The organism is Streptosporangium sp. NPDC000563 (genome assembly GCF_040299985.1).
Lineage (GTDB): Bacteria > Actinomycetota > Actinomycetes > Streptosporangiales > Streptosporangiaceae > Streptosporangium.
Map to the genome: position 1 here is coordinate 1 of NZ_JBEPDA010000010.1, position 20,900 is coordinate 20,900.

General features: G+C 68.3%; 30 protein-coding genes and 1 pseudogene. 28 read left to right on the top strand and 3 right to left on the bottom strand.

From position 1 onward, the window contains the following. Positions 1–211 precede the first annotated feature (211 nt). Positions 212–388 (top strand): hypothetical protein, encoded by a 177-nt coding sequence (locus ABT352_RS22545; RefSeq protein ID WP_350946859.1) that lies wholly within the window; start codon positions 212–214, stop codon positions 386–388. Between the two features lie 243 nt (positions 389–631). Here ABT352_RS22545 and ABT352_RS22550 read toward each other — a convergent pair whose 3' ends face one another. Further along, positions 632–1,864, bottom strand: a complete 1,233-nt coding sequence (locus ABT352_RS22550) for a PP2C family protein-serine/threonine phosphatase (RefSeq protein WP_350947122.1) — start codon at positions 1,862–1,864, stop codon at positions 632–634. Positions 1,865–2,547: 683 nt separating this feature from the next. On the opposite strand from ABT352_RS22550, the gene ABT352_RS22555 reads away from it, so the two are divergent. The 10 genes from ABT352_RS22555 to ABT352_RS22600 all read left to right on the top strand — a co-directional run bounded on the left by ABT352_RS22555 (position 2,548) and on the right by ABT352_RS22600 (position 11,197). Beyond that, positions 2,548–3,039 (top strand): hypothetical protein, encoded by a 492-nt coding sequence (locus tag ABT352_RS22555; RefSeq protein WP_350946860.1) that lies wholly within the window; start codon positions 2,548–2,550, stop codon positions 3,037–3,039. Further along, positions 3,036–4,487: a recombinase family protein gene (locus ABT352_RS22560; protein WP_350946861.1), complete on the top strand. Its 1,452-nt coding sequence runs from the start codon at positions 3,036–3,038 to the stop codon at positions 4,485–4,487. The genes ABT352_RS22555 and ABT352_RS22560 overlap by 4 nt, the downstream gene beginning before the upstream one ends. A gap of 145 nt (positions 4,488–4,632) precedes the next feature. After that, entirely contained in the window at positions 4,633–4,782 is a 150-nt protein-coding gene (locus tag ABT352_RS22565; RefSeq protein WP_350946862.1) for a hypothetical protein, read from the top strand. Between the two features lie 327 nt (positions 4,783–5,109). Continuing rightward, positions 5,110–6,090: a hypothetical protein gene (locus ABT352_RS22570; protein ID WP_350946863.1), complete on the top strand. Its 981-nt coding sequence runs from the start codon at positions 5,110–5,112 to the stop codon at positions 6,088–6,090. A 218-nt stretch (positions 6,091–6,308) separates the two neighbouring features. Continuing rightward, complete coding sequence (locus tag ABT352_RS22575; RefSeq protein ID WP_350946864.1) at positions 6,309–6,665, top strand: hypothetical protein; 357 nt, start codon at positions 6,309–6,311, stop codon at positions 6,663–6,665. A 262-nt stretch (positions 6,666–6,927) separates the two neighbouring features. After that, a complete protein-coding gene (locus tag ABT352_RS22580; RefSeq protein WP_350946865.1) occupies positions 6,928–7,212 on the top strand; it encodes a hypothetical protein in 285 nt (94 codons plus the stop codon). A gap of 21 nt (positions 7,213–7,233) precedes the next feature. Then, positions 7,234–8,475 (top strand): hypothetical protein, encoded by a 1,242-nt coding sequence (locus ABT352_RS22585; RefSeq protein WP_350946866.1) that lies wholly within the window; start codon positions 7,234–7,236, stop codon positions 8,473–8,475. A 149-nt stretch (positions 8,476–8,624) separates the two neighbouring features. Further along, positions 8,625–8,927, top strand: coding sequence for a hypothetical protein (locus ABT352_RS22590; protein ID WP_350946867.1), 303 nt, complete (start codon positions 8,625–8,627; stop codon positions 8,925–8,927). 493 nt (positions 8,928–9,420) lie between these two features. Next, complete coding sequence (locus ABT352_RS22595) at positions 9,421–10,638, top strand: helix-turn-helix domain-containing protein (RefSeq protein ID WP_350946868.1); 1,218 nt, start codon at positions 9,421–9,423, stop codon at positions 10,636–10,638. A 202-nt stretch (positions 10,639–10,840) separates the two neighbouring features. Then, the gene (locus tag ABT352_RS22600; protein ID WP_350946869.1) at positions 10,841–11,197 is read left to right on the top strand and encodes a hypothetical protein; all 357 of its coding nucleotides are present in this window, start codon (positions 10,841–10,843) and stop codon (positions 11,195–11,197) included. Between the two features lie 251 nt (positions 11,198–11,448). Here ABT352_RS22600 and ABT352_RS22605 read toward each other — a convergent pair whose 3' ends face one another. Continuing rightward, a complete protein-coding gene (locus ABT352_RS22605; RefSeq protein ID WP_350946870.1) occupies positions 11,449–12,339 on the bottom strand; it encodes a hypothetical protein in 891 nt (296 codons plus the stop codon). 276 nt (positions 12,340–12,615) lie between these two features. After that, positions 12,616–13,083: a hypothetical protein gene (locus ABT352_RS22610; protein ID WP_350946871.1), complete on the bottom strand. Its 468-nt coding sequence runs from the start codon at positions 13,081–13,083 to the stop codon at positions 12,616–12,618. A gap of 510 nt (positions 13,084–13,593) precedes the next feature. On the opposite strand from ABT352_RS22610, the pseudogene ABT352_RS22615 reads away from it, so the two are divergent. From ABT352_RS22615 to ABT352_RS22695, 17 genes and pseudogenes are all read left to right on the top strand, one after another. After that, positions 13,594–13,671: pseudogene (locus tag ABT352_RS22615) on the top strand (DUF6011 domain-containing protein); the annotation flags it as partial. A 3-nt stretch (positions 13,672–13,674) separates the two neighbouring features. Continuing rightward, positions 13,675–13,947 (top strand): hypothetical protein, encoded by a 273-nt coding sequence (locus tag ABT352_RS22620; RefSeq protein WP_350947126.1) that lies wholly within the window; start codon positions 13,675–13,677, stop codon positions 13,945–13,947. Positions 13,948–13,964: 17 nt separating this feature from the next. Continuing rightward, complete coding sequence (locus ABT352_RS22625; protein ID WP_350946872.1) at positions 13,965–14,852, top strand: hypothetical protein; 888 nt, start codon at positions 13,965–13,967, stop codon at positions 14,850–14,852. A 71-nt stretch (positions 14,853–14,923) separates the two neighbouring features. Then, positions 14,924–15,502 carry a hypothetical protein gene (locus ABT352_RS22630; RefSeq protein ID WP_350946873.1) on the top strand — a complete coding sequence of 193 codons (579 nt, stop codon included), beginning with the start codon at positions 14,924–14,926 and terminating at the stop codon, positions 15,500–15,502. A 76-nt stretch (positions 15,503–15,578) separates the two neighbouring features. Next, positions 15,579–15,860, top strand: coding sequence for a hypothetical protein (locus ABT352_RS22635; RefSeq protein ID WP_350946874.1), 282 nt, complete (start codon positions 15,579–15,581; stop codon positions 15,858–15,860). A gap of 64 nt (positions 15,861–15,924) precedes the next feature. Continuing rightward, positions 15,925–16,125 (top strand): hypothetical protein, encoded by a 201-nt coding sequence (locus ABT352_RS22640; RefSeq protein WP_350946875.1) that lies wholly within the window; start codon positions 15,925–15,927, stop codon positions 16,123–16,125. Continuing rightward, the gene (locus tag ABT352_RS22645) at positions 16,122–16,328 is read left to right on the top strand and encodes a hypothetical protein (RefSeq protein WP_350946876.1); all 207 of its coding nucleotides are present in this window, start codon (positions 16,122–16,124) and stop codon (positions 16,326–16,328) included. The genes ABT352_RS22640 and ABT352_RS22645 overlap by 4 nt, the downstream gene beginning before the upstream one ends. Positions 16,329–16,365: 37 nt before the next feature. After that, the gene (locus ABT352_RS22650; protein WP_350946877.1) at positions 16,366–16,656 is read left to right on the top strand and encodes a hypothetical protein; all 291 of its coding nucleotides are present in this window, start codon (positions 16,366–16,368) and stop codon (positions 16,654–16,656) included. Positions 16,657–16,667: 11 nt separating this feature from the next. Then, positions 16,668–17,027 carry a hypothetical protein gene (locus ABT352_RS22655; protein WP_350946878.1) on the top strand — a complete coding sequence of 120 codons (360 nt, stop codon included), beginning with the start codon at positions 16,668–16,670 and terminating at the stop codon, positions 17,025–17,027. After that, entirely contained in the window at positions 17,014–17,343 is a 330-nt protein-coding gene (locus ABT352_RS22660) for a hypothetical protein (protein WP_350946879.1), read from the top strand. Before ABT352_RS22655 ends, ABT352_RS22660 begins: the two co-directional genes overlap by 14 nt. Then, positions 17,340–17,819 (top strand): hypothetical protein, encoded by a 480-nt coding sequence (locus ABT352_RS22665; protein ID WP_350946880.1) that lies wholly within the window; start codon positions 17,340–17,342, stop codon positions 17,817–17,819. Before ABT352_RS22660 ends, ABT352_RS22665 begins: the two co-directional genes overlap by 4 nt. After that, positions 17,816–18,001 (top strand): hypothetical protein, encoded by a 186-nt coding sequence (locus ABT352_RS22670; protein ID WP_350946881.1) that lies wholly within the window; start codon positions 17,816–17,818, stop codon positions 17,999–18,001. The genes ABT352_RS22665 and ABT352_RS22670 overlap by 4 nt, the downstream gene beginning before the upstream one ends. Beyond that, complete coding sequence (locus ABT352_RS22675) at positions 17,998–18,252, top strand: hypothetical protein (RefSeq protein WP_350946882.1); 255 nt, start codon at positions 17,998–18,000, stop codon at positions 18,250–18,252. Before ABT352_RS22670 ends, ABT352_RS22675 begins: the two co-directional genes overlap by 4 nt. Positions 18,253–18,256: 4 nt before the next feature. Beyond that, positions 18,257–18,646 (top strand): Acb2/Tad1 domain-containing protein, encoded by a 390-nt coding sequence (locus ABT352_RS22680; RefSeq protein WP_350946883.1) that lies wholly within the window; start codon positions 18,257–18,259, stop codon positions 18,644–18,646. 937 nt (positions 18,647–19,583) lie between these two features. Continuing rightward, positions 19,584–20,060 carry a hypothetical protein gene (locus ABT352_RS22685; protein WP_350946884.1) on the top strand — a complete coding sequence of 159 codons (477 nt, stop codon included), beginning with the start codon at positions 19,584–19,586 and terminating at the stop codon, positions 20,058–20,060. 173 nt (positions 20,061–20,233) lie between these two features. After that, entirely contained in the window at positions 20,234–20,542 is a 309-nt protein-coding gene (locus ABT352_RS22690) for a hypothetical protein (RefSeq protein ID WP_350946885.1), read from the top strand. A gap of 67 nt (positions 20,543–20,609) precedes the next feature. Next, positions 20,610–20,870, top strand: coding sequence for a hypothetical protein (locus tag ABT352_RS22695; RefSeq protein ID WP_350946886.1), 261 nt, complete (start codon positions 20,610–20,612; stop codon positions 20,868–20,870). The last annotated feature ends 30 nt before the right edge of the window (positions 20,871–20,900 follow it).

Here is a 20,900-nt window from a genome sequence, read left to right on the forward strand (position 1 = left end):
TCCCATTTTGGCGCCCCGTGCCCCTCCTTCTTGGCCGCCCGCCCCCCCCCGGGGTGGGGGGGGGGGGGCCGCCCTCGGACCTCTGCCACGTGGTCCGAGGCGGACCGCCGGACACGGCCACCAGCGGTCACCAAGGGCGGCCGGCCCGGTCCCCGTGCCGGACCGGCCCCCGTGTCCCACCCACAACGAATCTCGACGAAGGAGACATGTGATGTCCGACAACGAGCTGATCCGTCAGTGGAAGAACCCGCAGGCCCGTACCGCCGACCTGGCCCACCCCGCCGGGGAGATCAACCTGGACGAGCTGGTCGGTGGCCGCGAGCCGCGGACGGAGCACTTCATCAGCATCGGCTGCTGCGCCACCAGCACGCTCTCCTGCCCGGTGTAGTCACGTCCTGCGGCCGAGTACGGACCGAACACGGACGGCTCACCGCGATGGGGGCGATGCCCCCGCTGTAGCCGGAAACGAGTGACGCCTGGGTTTCGGATGCGAAACCCAGGCGTCACCGCTTCTCGCGGCCTGTTCGAAGACGGTCGCGCTTCTTGAGATCGGGCCGATGCCGATCGGGCCGCGCGACATCACCCCATGTGCGGGTAGCGGTGGTCCGACGGCGGGGGAGAGCTCTCCTGTTCACAGGTGCAGCCGCTCGTGGGCGTCGCCGTGCCATTCCACCAGCAATACCGTGACGTCGTCCTGCAGGCGATCGTCGTGGTAGTCCAGCACGCCGCGTATCAGGCGGCGCAGCGTCTCGGGAACGGGCAGGCCGTCGGCGGTGCGGCGGATGATGACGTCGACGAACCGGTCGAGGCCGAACTCCTCGCCGGCGGCGTTGCGGGCCTCGGTGATGCCGTCGCTGTAGAACACCACCCGGTCCCCGGGCTCCAACTGTTCACGGCACATCGTGATCTCCGTGCCCAGGTTCAGTCCCATCGGGGTGGCCGGAGGGCATTCCAGTGTGGCAACCCAGCGGCCGCCGCGGATCACCACCGGCGGATGATGACCCCGGTTGACCCAGGACAACACCCCGGTGCGGGTGTTCAGATCACCCAGGATCGCGGTGACGAAACGGGTGGCCTGACCGAACTCGGTGATCAGAACCTGTTCGATGATCTCACTGGTCGCCGCCAGGCCGGCACCATGACGACGACTGTTGCGGCAGGCGGCCACCGCCAGGTTGGCGCTCAGCCCCGCCGAGACATCGTGCCCCATCGCGTCGAAGATCCCCAGATGCGCCACCTCGCCGGCCAGCGCGTAGTCGAAGGCGTCCCCGCCGACCTCGTAGGCAGGCTCCAGCGCCGCGGCGATGGTCACCCGCCGATCGGCGAAGGTCAGCGGCGGCATCAACGTCCACTGCATCTCCGCGGCCACGTGCATCGGCCGGGTACGCACCAGCCGGGCGTAGGAGTCACTGTAGGGACGCTTGTCGACCAGCAACAGCGCCACCAGCGACGCCAGGTCCCGCATGTTGTCCTGGATCTGCGCGTCGGCGGCGGCCTCGACGCCGATGCGCAGCACCCCCATGCGTTCGACGCCGTTCAACAGCGGCACCCACCACCGTTGCGGCCCGTCGGTGTCCTCGTCAGTGTCCCTTTCGGTGCCCTCGCCGACGCCGACCAGGATCCGCATCTCCTGGAAGGCCCGCCCGGCCAGGGTCGCGTCGATGCGCAACTCGCAGGCCGCCGTGCTCGCGACCTCCCTGCCGCCGTGGCCCTCACCGGTCAACAGACGCAGCACGTTGCACTGCAGATCCGCCAGGTAGATCAGCACCTCGGCCAGGCCCGCGGACACGGCGTGCTCCGCGACCAGGCCCGGAATCTGCTCCAGAGCCGCCAGGTGACTGGCCCGTAGCAACTCCACCAGCATCCGCTCGGGGCCGGGAGAGGGCTTCACCGCCACGCCACCGCCGACACGCGCTCACTCACCTTGGCGGCCCCTTCCATCTCTCACATCCCTGCGACACGATCATCCGCTTTACCGAAGGATCGCAGGATCGGCCGTGTCCGAAGGCACCTTCGCCCCTCGCCTCCTGGAACTTTCCTACCCGTCGGCCTCACGTCGAAGCCGACCGACAGAGGACGGCGGTGCCGGGACTCGTGAATCCGAGTCCCGGCACCGCCCTCTTCCGCCGTCGTCAGGTCGGGCTCCTGCCGACCGTCCGGGAAAGGTCAGCCCTGGTGCGGGTAGCGGTGGTCGGTCGGCGGCACGACTGTCGCTTAGCCATCTAGCTCTGACCTGGTGAAATGCGGCCCTGTCGGCTGGGGTAGTTGATGAGAGGGCTGCCGGGGGACAGTCAATGACTGGCCGGGGGTTGCTCGTCGTCGTACTCTTGTCGCCGTTCGGCTGGGAATATCGGCGCTGTATGGTCTGCTGATAGTCGCCGACGCGATTGTCGTGAAGCCATATAGCCGACAGGGCGAGTGGACGATTCCGGCCACGGTCCGGGAGCGTCGCGCCACCTGCGAGAGGGGACAGACGCATGGGTGCCGCCGCGGCGTATCCAGCGCGGTCCGCATACCTCCCGGCTGTAGCGACCTCCAGGGGGACAGATGACCGACCCTCCCCGTACCCCCTCCGAGGCCCTGAGGGCGACGGAGAGCGACGAAGCCCGCCCCTGGGACCTCGGATCCCACGTAGGGGTGCGCTGGGCGCTGTGCGCAGGCTCTGAGGGCGGCGAGGTGGATCAGGTCGACGGGCAGCTCGCGCTCCTGGAAGACGCCGTCACGAGAACCGGCGGAACCATCAACGCCCGTTTCTGTGACTTGGGTGGGGTTGGCGACGGGATGACCAGCCTGCTGAAGGCCGTACGGCACGACCAGGCCGACCGAGTCATGGTGTGGAACCTCGCCAGGTGCGGCCGGTACCCGGCCGGCACCCAGGCGCGGACCCAAGAGGCCCTTCGTGACCTGCGGGTTGGTGGCACGCTCGCCGGAACCGGCGAAGACCTCGACGTCGGCGCCGACGGCGTTTCCTCCTTCGCGGCGCTTGACCTTGCCGCGGCGCGAGCACGCTGGTCACACCACCGTGGAGGGAACACGTGAGCCTGCCGTACGCGTCGGCGACGCTGAGTCACACCGGCCACCGGTGGGGAATCTACGTGCGGATCTCCCGGGACCGGATCGGTGCAGGCCTCGGCGTGCAACGCCAGGAGTCGGAGGTCCGCGAGATGATCGCGCGCATCGACCCGGAGGCTGTGATCGTCGAGGTTTACAACGACAACGACATGAGCGCCAGCAATGTGAGGAAGCGCCGTAAGGGTTACGACCGGATGACTGCTGACATCGAATCAGGAGTGATCACCGCGGTCGGCTGCTGGCATCTGGACCGGGTAACACGCCGCAATTTAGAACTGGAATATCTGTGCGGCTACGCCGAAAGCTGCGGAACGTTGTTTGCTGCGGTCCACGGATATATCGACCTGCGAACCTCAACGGGCAGGATGGCAGCCCGAATGGCAGCGGCGGCGGCACGCGGAGAGGTCGAGCACAAAGCCGAACGGCAGAGATCCGCCAACAAGCAAAGAGCACTACAAGGTGAGAGTTGGTCCGGCGGTATGCGCGCCTACGGATATGAGAAAGACGGCACGACGCTTATCGAGGCGGAAGCCGAAGTGTTGCGCGAGGTCGCGAAACGAGTACTGGAACGCCAGTCGCTGCGCTCGATCGTCGCTGACCTTGACCGGAGGGAGATCCGCACGTCGACCGGCAAGCCCTGGCAGGCCGTGACGTTGCGCAGAGCGTTGCAGAACCCGCGGATCGCGGGCTGGCGCACCCTCAACGGTGAGAAGGTCGCCCGAGGCGCCTGGGAACAGATCATCGACGATGAGACGCAGGCGAAACTCGTGGCGATCCTCGCTGACCCCGCCCGCAACAAGGGCGGAGGCGGCTCGGCCCGCAAGTACCTGCTGTCGGGCGGCCTGCTGGTCTGCGGCATCCCCGGCTGCGGTAAACCCTTGCAGTCCCAGCCGAGCAACGCTGGCTCCCGCGGCTACGTGTGCCGTAAAAGCCCGCCCGTCGGCGGGTGCGGCCGTATCCGGGTAGCCGCCGACGCGCTGGAACAGGAAGTCGCCTCACGGGTCCTGGCACGGTTCGCGTCGCCGGCCATCGCCCGCCGTCTGAGCGGAGCCATGGCCTCGCAGACCGAACACCAGCTCCTCGACCAGATCAAGGCGCACGAGGAGAGCATCGCCGAACTCGCCAACGACTGGGTGGCGAAAAGGATCTCCAAGGAGGCTTTCCAGGCTGCTGACCGCCGCACCCAAACGGAGATCGCCAGGCTGCGTGGGCAGGTCGCCCAGTCGACCCGGTTGGCGTCGCTACCTGAGGGGCTCGGCCCGCGCGAGCTCGCCGAATGGTGGGTCGACGCCTCACTGGAGCGGCGCCGCGACCTGGTCTCCGCTGTGCTGGATCACATCTCGGTCGGGCCGACGACCCGGGTGGGGTTCACCGGGCTGGACGTGGCGCGGCTGAACTGGGTGTGGCGCGACTAAACGAAGTCGGGATGAACTCGACTGGCTACCGCGAATCCGCCGTTTCGGCTGCGCGGCTTGTGCTGGCCCGCCTACGGTGGGTGACGTTGATCCTGGGAGATCGCCCGTAGGGTTGCCCTCACCGTAACGCCCAACGGAGGGTCCTGTGGATGACGTCGACCGCCTCGCCGCCCGAATTGCAGAGCATCTGGTCTGTGAGCCGGACGTGGAGATGAGCGACGAACAGGTGGAGGCCGCGGCTCTGATCATCGGAGCCGATGCCGCCCCTGCGCGAATCTTCTCCGCTGTGGCCTGAGCCAGCAAGGAGACCGCAGTGCTCGGTCCACCCTTTGGAGAGGTGCGACACGCGGAAGGCCGCGGAACCCGGAAAAGGGTTCCGCGGCCTTTTTCGTGCGCCCGCCCGGCCGACCCTCTCGTACGGCGGTAATCAGCATCGCTCGACATCTAGGTGTGAGGTAAAAGTTGCGACGATGTGAGTGGGAACGCGGGACGGTTCGAGGCGCGATGCGCTGAAGTGGGCTCCGAGTGGCCGCCCCGCTCTCGTCAGTGCTTTCTGCCGCCAGCTCCAGGAGACCGACATGGTGGACCGCTGTACTTCGTGCCCGCCGGGCGGCGCTCGCCGATGAGCAGCCGAGCCGATCGCAGGCCCCGGCCCGCCTGGACGGTCCGCGAGGGTGACGTCATCCACGACACCGCGGCGCCGATGCGGGTCCTCGGCTGGTGCGGCCTGCAACTGTGCGGCGTGACCCGTTCCCGCGTGCCGGTACGGGTCACTCACCCGCTGGGTCGGGTGCTGGACGTCACCCGGCTGGCCGACCCTGACGATCCCGACGACAAGGACGCCACCATGCGACACCTCGCGTTCATTGCGATGACCACGACCGGCCCGTCCGCCGATTCCCACGAGATTTGGGAACTGTCGGTACGGCTACGCCGCGCCTCCCCGGGCACCCGCGATGCCGTCCACCACTGGCAGCTGCCGGTGCAGGAGTTGCACCGCGGCGAAGGCGCCCGCCTGCGCAGCAGCGGTTTCTACACCCGGTACCGCGAGTTCGGTGAGCCCGTCGCCTTGGACCCGCAGCTCAACAGCTACCGGCCTGTCGCGATGGCCGACCTGACCCGTAACCTGGCCGCGTTCCTCGTCGACGCCCACCCTGTGATGCTGCACCCCGAGTATGACCAGCCGTTTCTCGGGGCGTTGCTGCGCCGTAACGGCCAGCCGGCTGGGTGGAAGAGCGCGGTGCCGCTCACCGCGTTCGCTGCCGGCGCCGCCTACGGCTACGCCGCCGGGTGGAATCGGCACGTCGGTCTTCAACCTGGTCTGCTCGGCGAGGAGAACCTCTCCAGGCCGAACATGCTGAACAGTGCCATCGACACCAGCGAGTACGGCCTGCCCTGGTGTGCGGTCGAACTTGCCCGGGAGATGAGTTTGGCGCCCGCTGCCTACGCCGACGTCGTCTCCGCGGCCGGGCGGCTGGCGCTGACCGTCGCACTGTGGGACGCGATCGTCGCCCCGCCGGTCTCGCAGGTCTCCTCTGCTGGCGTAGCGCCTGCCGCTGCTGACGCTTCGACCGTGTTCATGCCGGTCGCTGCCGCGTCGTAGCCGTCGCGCACTCGAGGTGGCCCAGGGCGGCGTTTCCTCTTTCGCGAAGTACGCCGCGAAGCGTCGCCGCATCTGTACCGTGTAGCCAGCTACAGCGATAGGGAGACGTTTGTCAACTGTCTCCCGGTACCTTCGTGCCGCGCGTGTTCCGATCCCCACGGAACGTGGCCACGCGGACAGGACATGACATGGACAGGGGAAGTCGAGGAGAAATGCTCATGGTGCTATGGACCATCAGGTTCCGTGATCCAGGCGTCAAAGACGCCGAGATCACCGCAGCCAGTTACAACCTGACGCATGAGAGGGAAATCCTGTCGTTCTTCGACGACCGGGGCGGCGAGGTGTTCGCCTGTCCGCTCGTCAGCGCGGCCCACTGGGCTCCGCATGTTCCCGCTTTCGCCGACCGGCGCGGACCTGTGGGAACGGTGCCCTCCGTTCCGGGGTATCCGGTCGGTGAAAGCCGTCAGTCGATCGAGGCCCAGGCCGCCGCAGCCGCTGCTGCGGGAGGCGCCGCCCCTGGCGCGGCCGGCCCTGCGGGCAGTCGCCTGGAAGGAAGGCTCGTAGTGGCCAGTTAGCCCGGCCTCGATTCCCGAAAGCCCCGTCGCTGCCGCGCCGCAGCGGCGGGGTTTTCTTCGCGAGAAACCTGTGGTGGCCGATCGTGAAAATGCAACCACGTTGTGTAGTAAGCTGCGCGCTACAGCTATGCGGGGACAATGCTAAAAAGTTCTCATGACAGCAAGTCGAGTGAGGCTCTTTCAGCGGCGGTGCCGACCGGCCCCAGCTGGCAAGAGCCGGGCCCATTGAGCGTCACCGCCCGCCACCACAGGAAAGGCGATCATGCATAGAACTCAGGAGGCCGCCGAGATCCGCGGAAGACGTCTGGCCATCGCCTGGCTGGAGACGCTGCTGGTCCTGGCCGCCGCGTTCGTCGCAGCCACGCTGTTCCCCCAAGCCCGGCACCTGGTGCAGCTCGCCGCCCTGGCGTTGCTGATGGTGATCGGCCTGGTGTGCGCCGCCGTCTCCGCCCTGTACGCCTGGACCCACTCGACCCACCCGGTAGCGCTTCGGCTGTTCCGATACGTCTGCGCGGCCGCTGCTTCCGCCGCTTACCTCACCCTCTGAACCGACCCCCGAGGATTCACCGTGATCCACCTATTGGCTGGGCTGCGCCGGCAGCCGCCCCCCGCGCCCGCCGACCCGCTCGCCGACGCCGAACGTGCTGAAGCTGCCGCACTAGCAGCACGAGCCGACGCCGACCGGCGAGCCACCCTCGCCGAAGCCGCCGTACGCGAAGCCGAAGCAGCGGCCAAAATCGAAGCGATCAAGCACCGGGCGCAACTACAAGCCGAAGAGCGCGCCCGCCATGCCGCGGCGAAACAGAGCCGTGACGCCGAAGCGGCACGCGTGACGAAGGTTGCGGCAGGACGCAGCAAGCGGCGCGACCGCGGCGACCACGTTCGCCTGCTGCTCGCCGAGCACTCCTCCCGGATCCGGCGCCTCCTAGTGAACCTCGGCGTCAACACGGCGGCAGGGTTCGGACAGTTCAAGTTCCTCACCGAGCAGGCCGGCCTCGACGTGCTGTGGGCCGTCATCCTCGCCGCAGGGCTGGAACTGATGGCCGTGACGGTGCTCGACTACGGTCTGGACGCCCGCCGTGAAAAGCGGCCCTTCCTTCTGGCGTTCGTCCTGGCGGCCCTGCTCGCGGGGCTTGTCGCCTCCATGAACTACTCGCACTGGTCAGCAGCACCCGGGCAGCAAACCCTGGCCTCCGGGTTCGCTCTCATGTCGCTCATGTCGCCGGTCTTGTGGGCGTGGTACGCGAACGCCCGCCACGCCGACCGGGAGGCCGCGCTGGCCCGTGACAGGCGTGCGGCAAGCAGCAGCACGCGTGCGGCAAGCACCAGCACGGTCCCAGCACAGAGCGACACGGAGATCGCCTCGTTCGACGTGTTGCGGTGGCTCATGTGGTTTCCCGAGACGTTCGCGGCCAAGCGGCAAGCGGTCAGGCTGGGCATCAGCGACCCTGACGTGGCCGTCGACCTGGCCGTCGAACACCTCACCGGCAAGCGCGCGGCACGGGACGCCAAGCGTGCCGCAGAGCTCGCCGCCAAACAGCAAGGTGAGCTTCCCTCCGGCGGGCACGGCCGGTACCTGCCGACCCCGGACGAGGTCACCGCGATGTCAGCTGACGAGAAACGAGAATCGGCGTGCGACGCCTACCGCACAGCTCGTCTCGACGGTGTCGAGCTCACCGGCCCGGCGATCGCCTCGGCCTACAGGATGTCGGAGTCATGGGCGCGGTCCCGTATCCGAGAAGTGAAGGGCGCCATGCTGCACGGCAAGGTCGAAACCGACGACGACAACCAGGTGGAAGGTGCGGGGTGATGCGCTTCTTCGCCGGGCAGGCCCGGCCGGTAGCCGCCCGGGCAGGCGGGAACGACACGCTGGCCCGCCGCGCGGAAGGCGTCGCCGGCGCCGTGCGGGGGCGGTGACAGCGCGTGGTCATCATGCGACCCGGCAACTACAATCCGATCATGACGACGCTGCCTGAGCCTTCCGAAACGGAATGGAAGGAAGCCCTCGCTGTGCTGCGTCGTAAGCAGGACAGCCGGTACCAGGCGGACCTGGACCAGATCGAGTTCTACGAGCTGGCGCAGAAACTGCTGCGGACGCCAGATGGTCGGCTCCGTCCCGGCTCGCGCGGCCAGGTCGAACGCAGACTGGGAGTGGGCAGCAGCCTGTCGCGCTATATCGAACGCTCCGACACCGGGCAGATGCGTCGGGACCTCGAAGAGCGCCGCAGGGAAGAACTCGCCGCCCGCGACGGCGAGCCGTGACCAGGAGGCTCGGCCCTCCTGCGTAAAGTCGGCTGCGCCTCCAAGGCGCCCCGAGCGACGGCCCGGGCCTGGGCATCGCCCGCAGACGGTGACGGTTTCACACCCCGCCCCGCCTCGGCCCAGGATCCCGGGTCGTCGCCACACCCAGAACCCAGATAGTGATCAGCGGGCGGGCAGGGGAACGGCCCGGCACCCACCAGCCCCCTAATGGCCTGGTGGGTGCCGGGCCGCGCATGACGTTCCCAATGGATCGCCCGGCCTTCCCGCGCGAGGCGGGCAAGTGTCTTCAGGGTAGCTGGCATCGGCGGCCGGCAAGAGGCGGAGCCTCGATCCCGCGACGGCCTCGAACGATTTCGAACACGGCTAGGCGGCTGGTGCCGTCTCGCGGCTCGTCGAGCGGCGAGGCAGGATTAAACACCTGCCCGTCTCCGCCGACAAATGTGCCCCGCACGCTTAGCCTGGGAGTGTCTACGTCTCAGGAAAGGGCGGGGCTATGCCCGACGATAACACGAAGACCAGTTTCAAGGACCGGGTCAGATTCTTCCGCAATCGGGCCGGCCTGTCTCGCGCGGTGCTGGGCGAACTATGCGGACGCAGCGCAGAATGGGTTAAAGCAATAGAAAACGGTAATATCGGTATGCCGGGTTTGAGTATGCTCATCCGGCTGGCCGAAATCCTGAGGGTGGAGGATCTCGCCGAGTTCACCGGTGAGCGGCGGCTTACCACCGCCACCTACAGCAGGCACAGCCACGAACAGGCGCCGGTCATCGCCCGCACCCTGTCCACCTACCCGCTGGTGACGTCAGGCCGTGAACCGATGAGCGCCGACGCCCTGGCCGCCAACGTCTCGCAGGCATGGCTGGTGTGGCACGGCTCAGCTACCCAGCGAACCGCGCTCGTCCCGATCCTGCCGCGCCTGCTGGAGGACGCCCGCACGGCCGTGCAGCTCCTTGAGGGCGGCGAGCGCCGCCGAGCTCTGGTGTCGCTCGCGCAGATCTATCACCTGTTCCAGCTGTACCTGAGCTTCCAGCCCTACCCGGAACTGGTGCTGCTGTGCGGGGACAGGGCGATGCAGGCCGCCCAGGACGCGGACAGCCCGCAGGCCATCGCGGCAGCGTCGTGGTACCTCAACCACGTGTGGAGGGACGCCAACGAGGCAGCCGAAGGCCGTATCGAACTGGCGCGGGAGGCCAGCAGCTTGTTGCGGCCCGACGAAGAGGAAGAGGATCGGAGCCTGTGGGGGCTGTTGCAGCTCGCCATCAGCCTGTCCCACGCCAAAACGGGCAGGCGCGGCGACGCCGAACACCACTGGGACGAAGCGCGCGGCGCGGCGCAGTCACTGACGGGCCACCATCCGTGGCTGATGTTTGGGACCGCCATGGTCGACGCCTACGCGGTGACCATAGCCGCCGATCTCACGCTCGGCCACGAAGCGACCAGGCAGGGCGACCGGATCGACCTTCATGCCGTCCCGTCCAAGACGCGCACCGCATTCCACCTCGCGGAGGTCGCCAGAGGTTTTCATTTGCGGCGAGAACCGGTCGCCATAGTGCATCTCCTGAACCGGGCATACGCCGTCAGCCCCGACACGATCGCCTACAACCAGTTCACCCGCGGGGTGATCTCCGAATTGATGGTCACCGGCGGATCAACTGTTCGTGACGAGGCCCGCGCCCTCGCACACAAGATCCGGCTCGTGCCGACCGCCTAACGTCAAGAGGGAGAATTCCTACCCCTTCGCTGGAGAGGCATCCTGCCTCTTCGCCAGGGGGTAGAAATTCTCCCCTTCGCTTTCGGTGATTGGGCATTCACTAAATGCATGCTCTGACCCATCACGCACGGAAGTGACTGCAATGCAACCTACACCTGCACATTGCGGGTCAATTCCGCAGACACCCCCTAAGCCTGCGGAATTGATCGAACAGCTCACGATGGCCGCCGAAAAGCGTGGCCTGACGGTCAAACCGGTGGCTCCCGCGATCCTGCTTTTCTGCCAGCGGCCCGACTACAGCGACCTCACCCCTCAGGATCGGGCGATAGCCGAGAAGATGTTCAACGGCCTGTCACAGCTGGTCGTCCTGCGGCCCGACAGGGAGACGCCGACGCCGGAGGGCGCGCCGCCCCCCTTGGCCTGGTACTGGTGGTGGCGAGGCGACCGCGGCGCCGATGGCGCCACCGACGAGATGGAGCGCCTGGCCAACGGCGATGACATCGAGGCAGCGGCTGACCGGGTCGCGAACGTCCTGCGTGTGGACTCGCTCACCGGTTGAGGACGTCGCGGGTTCGCTGCGCGACGAGGAGGGGGCGACGCTCTGGGATCTCCCAGACCCACACGTGGTGTGCGACAGAGCGCCGCCCCCTCTGCGTATTCGTGACACATCCGCTGCTGTTTTTCAACGAAACAGGGAATCTCCTTGCCGCGTACTTCTGTCCGGCGGCAGACGCGGCGACGAAGTCCAGGCCCTCACCGTCACGGTGAGGGCCTTGCCGTGTCCGGAGGCCCCGCTGGCCTGCGGCGGCGTTAGACGCAGACGCCGACGTCAAGGATGGGAAGGCCCAGCTCGATGTCCAGCACGTGGCAGATCGGGTCCGGCGGCGGGCTGCTGGCCGGCTCCGGTGTCGGCGGCGTAGGGGCTGGGGCTGATGTCTGGGCGGGAGGGAGGGCAGCAGAGGTCGGCTGGTTCGCAGGGGAGGAAGAACGTGGCGTGAGGGGTGTGGGGCCGGGAGGAGGCGGGGACGGCTCGGCCGGCCGCGCTGTGGGCTCCGGGCTGCCAGGGGCGTCGTCGTTGTCTTCGCTGCGTTCCTGCTCCTTGGTCGGCGGTGCCGAGTCGAGCGGGTCGGGGCTGTCCTGGTCGGGTGCGGGGCCATCTGCGGGATCGGCGGGGGTGGGGGTGGGGGCGTTGTTCGTGAGCGGCCGGTCGTCGGTCGGGGCGGCGGCAACAACGGGAAGGTCGCTGGAGGGTTGGGGGGCCGCGGTGAAGCTGACGAGCGTCATGGTGAGTGCGGTGGCGGCGCCGACGACGACTGCGGCGGACGCGGCGGCCGCGCGGCCGGGCCGGGTGCGAGCCTGGTCTAACAGCCAGGCCACGGGGAAAGGGACCAGCGCCCCCGGATGGAGAAGCTTCATCGCGACGCGTATCGCGGCCCGCGGATGCCCGGTGTTGATCACCAAGGTCGCCGTGTTCAGGCGGATGGCGAGGACCGCTGGATCCATCTGGCGTAGCTGTTCGCCGGGGTGGACGCACAAGGCGGCGGTGTCGAGCAGTTCCCGCCAGATCGCCAGTTCACGTTCAGGGTCGACGCAGCCGAGCGGGCTGACGACTACGCGTACGAGCTGGCCATCGACGGCGAGTTCGACGATGTGGGGTGTGCCTGGCGGAGTGCGCAGTGTGTGGCATAACTCGATCGGCACCTCGTGAAGGCTGACGGCCGCGTCGAGGGCACGTTTCAGAATGTCGATCTGGTGCTGGAGTTCGATTCGCCTGCTGATCTGAGAGGGAGGAGCGACACCGTTGATTGCGCGGAGGCGTTGTATCACCACCGACACAATGTCCCGGATCGCTGAATTGTCATCACTTTCTGTCAAGGTTATACCGCCTGATGAAACACGCAGGATTTCGGAGGTTCGCCCACTTCATCGCGGAGACCAGTGTGAGGCAACACCTCGCGATCATCCGTAATCAAATGGTTACAATGCGTTAGGTAGGGATTTCGGTTGCCCTTGACCGGGCGCGTCAACCTGGCGCCGGTGGGTGTTGCGGCGCAGCGCGAGGTACAGCTGCACGAGCGTTTCGCGCTGGTCGTCGGACAGGTCGGGGTCCGGAAGGTCCCACAGATGCTGCAGGATCGGATCGTCCGGGTAGCGCACCGGCGCCTCCGGCTCGAGCGTTTCATCTGTCACCTCGTCCGCCGGGCCCGGGGACGGATCGCCGCCTTGGAGGACGCGTGCGGCGCTTCCCTGCTCCCAGTCGAGAGCGCGGTCGACGCCGGCGTAGGTGAGTTCCCGAACCTTGAAGCCCCTCTCCACGCGAGTCCAGGTGATCGGGCTCATGGCGCCCTGCCGTGCGGCGCCGTTGATCGACAGGCGTAGGGACAGGCGTCGGCTCTTGACCATCTCGGCGAGCCGGTCGTAGTCGAGGAACGCGTCAGGGTCCACTCGCCCAGCATGACAGACCGTAGCTAGCCACATGAATAGATCGTCCTATTGCATTTAGGGGACAAAAGGCCAGCTTCTCGCAAGCCAGCACTATATTTCTATGCTGAGGTATAGCGTTCTATGGTGGTAGGTGAAATACTGCCGCCCAGTGCGCCGCCGTGGATCTCCCAGGATTCACCCGGTGCGGGCGGCGGCGCACGCACACGTGCGCCCGCCCGCCGCCAGCGGGCGGACGCCTCATAGGCGACCTCGCCGCATGGGCTCCCAAAGGGGGGAGGGCCTATGCGGCGAGGTTCACCGCCCCGCCGATGAAACGCCCCCACCTCCGCGGCCAGGCGGATCCGCCCCGAACCTCCAGGCTTGCGACCCGAACATTCCCCCTGGCCTTGCCGCTGCGACCTGCGAACCCTTCAGACCCCCCGAAATCTCCTGTACGGTAACACTTGCATCCGTCCCCCTACATCTGTAGTGTAAGAATTGCATACGGAGAGTGGTTGAAGGGAGAGGCGTGTGAACCAGGCCCACTGCCTACGATGCGGGCGAGTACTTCGCTCGGCCACATCGATCGCCGCCGGGTACGGCCGCCGCTGCTTGTCTCTCATCCGGGCCGCCGCCTACCACGCCGACCTGGCCAGTTACACGCCCGCCCAGATCGATCGGGCCGTCGAAGCCATCGAGCAAGGCGGCGTCGTTCCCACCAGCCGCCCCCACCTGTGGACCGCCGTCAGTTCCGACGGCACCACGGTCTACCTGGTCGCCCTCCAGGGCTGCGCCTGCCCGGCCGGTATCAAGCAGCGCCGCTGCTACCACCGCGCCGCCGTCGCCATCCTCACCGCCACCCGTAACGTCCGCCGCGCCGCCTAACCCCTGAAAGGCTCCGCATGACCACCAAGCGCCCCGCCTTGAACATCGGGGATGCCGTCTGCCTCGACGGCCTCCCCGGCATCTGGGTCGTTGTTGAAACCGCAGCCCAGAAAACCGCCCGTAACCCGCGCCACAGCGGATGGATCGGCGTCCACCTGATCTTCGACGGGGCCGGGCCATCGACCCTCGTCTCCGACCACCGTGCCAGCCAGGCGACTCTCCTCACCGGCACCCACGTCGCCGCGCAGTGCGACGACGGCGCCCCCGCTGACATCGCCTACCAGCTGACCCTCGGCCGCGGCACCATCGTGATCGTGCCGCGCCGCTCCCGCGCGCACAGCTCCGACCGGCTCGTCATCGAACACGCGCAGCGCCTGCAACGCGACGTGGGCCTCACCCCCGACGCGGTCCCCGTCGAACGCACCCCGGACGGCTGGCAGCCCGCCCCCGGCTGGCAGCCCGTCCCCCACGTCATCGAAGAACTCCTGCCCGAGGTGCGCCACCACCACGTCTACTACGACGACGGTGAGCAGGCGCCGGTCGTTGCCGCCTGCCGCATCCTGGCAAGCTGCCCGACCAGCATCGGGCTGGCCACTGCCACCCGCTCACACCTCGACGCCACCGTCGACATACCCAAGACCGCCGCCGAAGCCGCCAACCTCACCGCGAAGGAAGAACCCGTCGACTACGGGATGCGCTGCAGCGACGCCGACGGCGCCCCGGTCGTCATCGACGCCCCCAGCCTCGCCTACGGCATCAGCGCGGTCTCCATCATGCGTACCTGGCAGCAGCACCAAGGTAGCCAGCCCGACGCGGAACTCGTCATCCGCCGCCGCACCCCGGGCGCCGACTGGGCCGCCGCCCGCATCGCCCCCACCCTCTGCCCAGTCTTCTCCCTGCGGTAGCCGCACCCTGGCCGGCACCCAGCGTGGGCGCCGGCCTAGCACCCGTGAACGTCAACGAAAGCGAGCATGCGATGACTCTCGTGAACTTCGACGCCACGCCCGTCGCCGACCTCCTGGCCGCCCTCAACGCTCACCCCCGCCTCAGCAACGCTGACCTGCAAGCCCACGCCGAGCTGTGTGAGCGCATCCGTAACCATCCGACCGACCCCGCCACCGAGTACGGGGTGCGCCGCACCTGGTGGACCGGCCGGTGGGCGCAGGATCCCGCCTCGCGGATCGAAACCAGCGCCAGCAACCCGTTCGACCGGCAGTGGGCCGAAACGGAAGTCGCCTCCTACCGCAAACACCAGGCCGACGCCGGGTTGCCCGTCGACGCCGAACTCGTCGCCCGACAGTGGGCGCCCGTCCCCTCCGGCTCGGCCGACACCGCCGCCGACGATGTTTCCTTCCAAGCCGTGCTGTTGCCGCACGACGGCTTCCTCGTCCACCGGGCAGGTTGCTGCGGCCTGACCGGCTCCGCGCAGCAGGCCGCACCGTTCGACGTGGCCGCTACCACCCGGCAACAGGTCGCCGCCGAACTGCCCCAGGACGTCGTGGCCGGCGGCGACGCCCGCCGGGTGAGTTTCCTGCCCTGCTGCGGGCCGCGCTGACGGTGTGTCTGGCGCCCCGGCCCGCCCCGGGGCTCTGGACCAAACGCCCGCTCAGCTGAGAAAGGACACCGGCAGCGTGACCGAAGCGACCGTGATCTACTCCCGGCGGGAGTGGTTGCAGCGCGGTGTGCGCCTGCCGGGCCAGACCAGCCAGCAGTGGGCCGCCACCTTCGAACGCCTCGGCGGCCAGGAATGCAGTCCGCGCCCGGCCTGGCAGGTCGGCGCCCCACCCGGAGTGATCGCCGTCTACGTTCAAGGCACCGAAGAGGCGATCCGGTTCGTCGTCGACTGCTGCCACCCCGCCGCACGACACCAGCCCAGGGGTGAAGTCTCGCAGCCACGCGAGGAACGTTCCTGACTGTGCCCCCACACCTCGGTAGGGTTTGAAATTACCGCCACCAGGGAACTCGGGGGAGTCCTGCATGCCTCACACCACGCCTGCCCGACGATCGCGCGCTGTCCGTGCCCGGCTGCTGGCGCTCGCCGCCGCAGTGCTCGTGTCCGTTGCCGTCCTCGCCTGCTCGGCGTGGCTGGCCCTGTCCAAACTGGCCGCCGGATACGTCGGCCTGATGACGCTCATCACGCTGGCCGCCGTCGGCGACGCCAGCCTGACCGGCAGGTGAACGACCTACACCCGCTGTACCGGGCGCCGTGCACCTACGTCCGTGAGAGGGACGGCGCCCACCGCCGGTGCGGCGCCGTCCCGACCCGCCGGTTCCTCAACGGCTGGTACTGCTCAGGCTGCGCGCCCCGGTGGGAGAGCGTCGTCGCCTCCTGGACCAGGCCCGCCTCCGCCCCGCCCCAGGACACGGCAAAGCAGCCCTGACCCGCTCTTGGAAGCCATGTGGCTACAGTCGGAAACTGTGCCCGTACCGCTGATTCTCGCCGTTCTCGCGATCGTGTTCCGCGTCACCCGCTTCGTCACCTCCGACGAGCTGGCCCGGCCGATCCGCGAATACGTCGACCGCCGTTTCGGCCCCGACTCGCGCCCCGCCTACCTGGTGGGCTGCGGCTGGTGCGCGTCCATCTGGGTGGCTGCCCTCGCGGTGCCGGTCGCCTACCGGTACGGCGACCGGCCCTGGTTCCGGCTGCTGGCCACCGGTTTGGGCGCGTCTTGGCTGTACGGCATCGCCGCTACCCAGCTGGACGACTGAGGACCTGCACGGTGACCTCACAGCCCGTTCATTCCGACGACGCCGAATGCGTCGCCCTGGCCGCGAACGTCGCCGTGATGCGAGCTCTTGAAGTCGCCGGGAAACGGCTGCTGACCCGCGACCGCAGATCGCAGTACCAGCACCTGCCCGCCTGGAAGTTGCACACCGAAATCCCGGCCCGGGAAGACGATTTGGACCGGCTCCTCGCCGACGCGTGGACATGCCTGCAGCAGGTTCTGCCGCACCGCGGCGACCTGATCGGCGTCGTCGACGAGTACGTGCGTGACCTGCTGCGGTCCGGTCTGCCACACGAAACGCGGTGGCTGATGCGGGCCCTGATGTCGATAGGAGACAAGCGTGAACACCGGTAGCGGGCGGCCCAGCCGCCCGTTGCTCACGCCGGGGGGCGCGCACACCGAACACGCCCAGCTGGAATGCGCGCTGTACGGACACGACGTGGAACATGTCGTGTCCGGTGCTCCCCGCCAGCCACGGGCCGCGTTCTGCGCCCGCGGCTGTGGCCACCCCGGCTGGGTGATGGTTCCCGCTGACCAGCCGCGCCTATGGCGGTCCCTCGCCCCGGTGCTCGTCCGGGCGCTCGTCCCGTACCCGAGCGCGCTGGCCGCCGCCAACGCCGCCGTCGCCGCGGCGGCGACGGCGCACCCCTGGACGGAGAAGCCACAGTGAACACTCAGCGCCGCCTGCACCTGGTCATGCGTGAAGAGCTGGCCGAACTGTGGCACGACCTGGCCGCCGCCCACCGGCGCAGCCGCGTCGACCCGCCGGAGCAGTCCGAGGAATGCCGCAGGCTGACCCGCCGGATCGAAGCGCTCACCCGGGAGACCGGGCCGACACCGCCCGGCGACATCGAGTTCACGCTGCTGCTGACGGGCCTGTACCAGCAACTCCACGAACGGCTCGGCGTGGACGTGCCCGTCTCTGACGGGCTGCTGCAACACGCCCACGACTTCGTGACGTTGGGCGGCCGCTTGGCCCTGGGCTACCCCGAGGGCCTCGTGGAGGAGTACCGGGACCGGCGCATCTACTTCCACCGCAGCAACGGGCAGATCTTCTACCGGATCGCTAACCGCACCGGGACACTGCCCGGCCGGTTCGACACCGTCGACGACGCCCGCGCCGCCTTGAAAGACCTCGACGTATGAGCGGCGGCTTGCCCGGTCCGGCGAAGCCGCCGCTGCGGGGGCACAGCGAAGCCGCTCACCAGCTGCTCGGCTGGTGCGCGCACTGCGAGGGCCGCACCGAGGCACAGGAGGCCACCGCGTGGCGAGGCTGGGCGGCCACGCTGCTGCACACGATCAGCGAAGGCGTGTGCGGCAGCGGATGACGAGCCTCGCACCCGCTCCGCGGCGGCTGCCCGGCCGCCGCCACCCGATAGGAGGAACCGTCATGGGATGCGGCTGCAACAAAAAGAACCAGCAGGTCAGCAGATACGTCGTCGTGTACGACGACGGCAGCGAAAGCGCCCCGTACGTCACGGCGCGGGAAGCCGACGCGGAGAAGCGGCGGGTCGGCGCCACCGCCCCCGTGAAGACCGTCGCCGCGGCCGCCACGCCGCCGCCGGCGACGCGGAGGTAATGAAATGCACGACATCCACGACCAGATCGACGACTGGTTCACGTTCCACCCTCCGGCGTCGCCGGAACGCCGGGACGCGCACGTCGCGGTGCGCGGCCACTGCCGGCACCTGGCCCACACGCTGGCGGACACGGTGCCGCCCAGCAACGAGCTCGACACCGCCCTGTGGTACCTGCGGCAGGTCGCGATGTGGGCGAACGCGGGCCTGGCGCTCAGCCCCGACCCGGACGCGCCCCGCGAGAACAGACCAGACGGCTACGGACAGCCCGCGGCGATGATGGCCGGCCCACCCGCAGCCGTGCAGCCCGGCGTGCCCGCCGCCCTGCCGGGCGGGAACCTGCTCGCCGACCCCGGCTGCCCGGGCTGGTGCGGCGGGCCGGGCGCCGCCCCGTGACCGGCTCCGCCCCCAGAAGGCTCCGGCGCCGGCGCCCCGCAGGCCCGGCGCGGCCGCGCGTGCGGCCCTGGACGGCCTGGTGGGCGAAAACGCGCCTGTACGTCGCCTTGTACCTCGTGCCGGGCAACGCGCTGCGGTGCGGCTGCCTCTGGCATCCCGTGAACGGCGTGGTGCGTGCGGCCCACTGCCTGAAGCACGGGCAGCTGTGAGCAGACGCGGCCGGGCACGCGGTCCGCCCCGCCCGGCGGCCGGACCACGGCCGACGCAGCAGGCAAGGCTGAAAGTGCTGACGAAGAACAGGAAAAAGACATGATCAACGTGCTGAACGATGTGCTGAACAACGTGCTGGTCTTCGTGAACGTGCTCTAAACGCTCACGAGGCGGCGCCCTCGCGACGTGAGGCCGCGGGGGCGCCGGACGTTCACCGGCCGGCAGCAGAAAGTCCGAGAGCAGCCCTTAACGATCAGCGGGGGAGGGTGATGGCGAATTATGCCACCCCCTGGTATTTCCGACGCCGCGCTCCTCACCCGTTCGGTAACCGGCTGAACCCGGGCTTTGTGCCTTCCCGGTTCGTAACCAGCTGCGGTTGTGAGAGAAAGACCTGTCGTTGACGCTCGGGGAGCCGAGCGTCAACGACATGGTTGATCTTCGGCTCTCGAGGTCGGCGACCGCTTGGAACTGATCGAAATGGTGGATTCCTCGGGGGTCATGGACGCGGCCCTCATGAAGATCGAACGCGGGCGGAGTAGCGCGGAGTCGCTGCGGGAAGTGCAGATCGCTGGCTGGCGGCCATCCTCCGTGAGGGGCAACCCCGATTCGGAGTACCACGTTCTTGGCGACGCCGTGAGGTGTCTCCGCCGCGCCGGGCGTCGCTGTGTCCCAGCGCGAAACCACCACGCAGGTTGCTATCAACTGCATAGCATGTGACTCTTTTGCTATGAGCGTGGATGAGAAGAAGCATGTGGAAGAGAAGAAGGCGATAGCGGTGGCCGCGCTCCGTGCGGCGCACAAACACCTGGGCGAGGCCAGGGACGGTGTGGTGCAGTCCGTGGTGGACGCGCGGCACGTCAAAGCGCCGTGGCAGAGAATCGCCGACGAGCTGGAGATCGCACAGCCCAACGCGATCCGCAAGTTCAAGCCATCCCTTAACGAGCGGGAGCCGAAGCAGCGGTGGGAGAACGAGGCGGATCCGGTGACGCCGGCGCTGCTCGCCGTGCGGCGCGCCCACAGGGCGCTCGCCGACGCCGAACGTGCCGAGGTTCGGGAGGTGGCCGGCGCCCGCAGCGCGGGCGTCACGTGGGGGGCGATCGCTGAGGCGGTCGGCATGAAAGAGCCGAACGCGGTCGTCAAGTACAAGCCGATGCTGGAGGAGAAGCGCATCTTCACGGTGCGAGAAGATGCCGGGCCGGTGTAGCCGTCACCCCGCGCGGTGCCCTCGGCGAGCCGGGGGCACCCACTGTAAGTGATCTTCCTTGTGGGGTGTCGGCCTGCGATTTTCCCGAAATTCCTCGCAGCCCCAGTGAGTATCAAAACCATAGTCGAGTATGTGATTGATATAACAAAAGCTCGCTACTTATGGAGAGAAGCATGAGCGTCGAGGCCACCGCCCCCACCCTGGTCGAGAGCATCCACGCCCTCTACGCCGCTCTTGGCGCCCACCCTCTGACCCGCGAGAACTGGGCCTTCATCGACTACCTCGTCCGCCTCAACGCGCCCACCACCTTCCTCAGCCTGGCCCACAAGCTGATCTTCGAAGGGCGGGTCGTCAACGGCCTCCCGGAGGCGCTGCGGGGCGTGGAGCTCGCCGATGACGAGAGCGCCTTCGTCATCCGCATGGGCGCCGACGGGACCGCTGGCGCCTTCCTCGACCTCGCTGTGAAGGTCCGGGCCGCCTGACGGCCACCATGGCGGGCTGCGGCCCGCCCTCGCCTCCCTCCCACCTCAAGTGATCGGAAGGAACATCATGGACTTCGCCGCCGGAACCTACGTGTGCGCCCGCGAAGAGGTCGAGCGGCTCGTCGCCGACATCGCCACCGAGTTCAAGGCCCACCCCGACTACGGACCCCGCCTGATGGAAGAGGGGTTCGACGACCGCCAGTGGACCATCGTCTGGGAGGAAGGCCCCGAGGAGTGGGCCTACCACGCCGGCGACCGGGTCACCGCCCCCGCCGGGACGTTCCTGGAGCCTGTCAGCTACTACGTGCTGGCCGTCTGCCTCATCTGATGGCACCCCGTGGGTGAGTGTATTTCCGCA

Bases quoted from the DNA above. Each gene is read 5' to 3' on its own strand.
- ABT352_RS22670 (WP_350946881.1), top strand. From the start codon at position 17,816: ATGAGCGGCGGCTTGCCCGGTCCGGCGAAGCCGCCGCTGCGGGGGCAC.
- ABT352_RS22545 (WP_350946859.1), top strand. From the start codon at position 212: ATGTCCGACAACGAGCTGATCCGTCAGTGGAAGAACCCGCAGGCCCGT.
- ABT352_RS22690 (WP_350946885.1), top strand. From the start codon at position 20,234: ATGAGCGTCGAGGCCACCGCCCCCACCCTGGTCGAGAGCATCCACGCC.
- ABT352_RS22675 (WP_350946882.1), top strand. From the start codon at position 17,998: ATGACGAGCCTCGCACCCGCTCCGCGGCGGCTGCCCGGCCGCCGCCAC.
- ABT352_RS22570 (WP_350946863.1), top strand. From the start codon at position 5,110: ATGAGCAGCCGAGCCGATCGCAGGCCCCGGCCCGCCTGGACGGTCCGC.
- ABT352_RS22695 (WP_350946886.1), top strand. From the start codon at position 20,610: ATGGACTTCGCCGCCGGAACCTACGTGTGCGCCCGCGAAGAGGTCGAG.
- ABT352_RS22580 (WP_350946865.1), top strand. From the start codon at position 6,928: ATGCATAGAACTCAGGAGGCCGCCGAGATCCGCGGAAGACGTCTGGCC.
- ABT352_RS22575 (WP_350946864.1), top strand. From the start codon at position 6,309: ATGGTGCTATGGACCATCAGGTTCCGTGATCCAGGCGTCAAAGACGCC.
- ABT352_RS22550 (WP_350947122.1), bottom strand. From the start codon at position 1,864: ATGCTGGTGGAGTTGCTACGGGCCAGTCACCTGGCGGCTCTGGAGCAG.
- ABT352_RS22595 (WP_350946868.1), top strand. From the start codon at position 9,421: ATGCCCGACGATAACACGAAGACCAGTTTCAAGGACCGGGTCAGATTC.
- ABT352_RS22625 (WP_350946872.1), top strand. From the start codon at position 13,965: ATGACCACCAAGCGCCCCGCCTTGAACATCGGGGATGCCGTCTGCCTC.
- ABT352_RS22685 (WP_350946884.1), top strand. From the start codon at position 19,584: ATGAGCGTGGATGAGAAGAAGCATGTGGAAGAGAAGAAGGCGATAGCG.
- ABT352_RS22680 (WP_350946883.1), top strand. From the start codon at position 18,257: ATGCACGACATCCACGACCAGATCGACGACTGGTTCACGTTCCACCCT.
- ABT352_RS22640 (WP_350946875.1), top strand. From the start codon at position 15,925: ATGCCTCACACCACGCCTGCCCGACGATCGCGCGCTGTCCGTGCCCGG.
- ABT352_RS22590 (WP_350946867.1), top strand. From the start codon at position 8,625: ATGACGACGCTGCCTGAGCCTTCCGAAACGGAATGGAAGGAAGCCCTC.
- ABT352_RS22555 (WP_350946860.1), top strand. From the start codon at position 2,548: ATGACCGACCCTCCCCGTACCCCCTCCGAGGCCCTGAGGGCGACGGAG.
- ABT352_RS22630 (WP_350946873.1), top strand. From the start codon at position 14,924: ATGACTCTCGTGAACTTCGACGCCACGCCCGTCGCCGACCTCCTGGCC.